We start from the raw sequence: 314 nt of genomic DNA, 5'->3' as shown, positions 1-314 counted from the left end.
ACGCACTCAAGGACATTTCTGTGCGTGTGGACCCAGGGGAGCGAATCGGTTTGCTTGGCCACAATGGCGCGGGCAAGAGCTCGTTCCTCAAGATGGTTGCCGGCCTCTATCCGATCTCGTCAGGCAGCAGAGAGGTTCGCGGCACAGTCAGATTAATGCTCGATCTGAGTTTCGGCTTCGAGCCTGATGCCACGGGCCGCGAGAATATTCTTTATCGGGGTTTGCTGCTTGGCCTTTCACCGAAGGCGATGCGATCGATGGAAGCTGAGATAGTCGAGTTCGCCGACCTTGGTGAGTTCATCGACTACCCGCTC

At 56.7% G+C, this 314-nt stretch carries 1 protein-coding gene; it reads left to right on the top strand.

The window, feature by feature from the left end; translation table 11 throughout:
• A partial coding sequence (locus EN869_RS33925; RefSeq protein WP_128334422.1) for an ATP-binding cassette domain-containing protein occupies positions 1-314 on the top strand: 314 nt, incomplete at both ends.

The organism is Mesorhizobium sp. M2D.F.Ca.ET.226.01.1.1 (assembly GCF_004022705.2).
Lineage (GTDB): Bacteria > Pseudomonadota > Alphaproteobacteria > Rhizobiales > Rhizobiaceae > Mesorhizobium.
The sequence above is the reverse complement of the archived record's forward strand: the minus strand, read 5'-3'. Positions and strand labels throughout refer to the sequence as shown.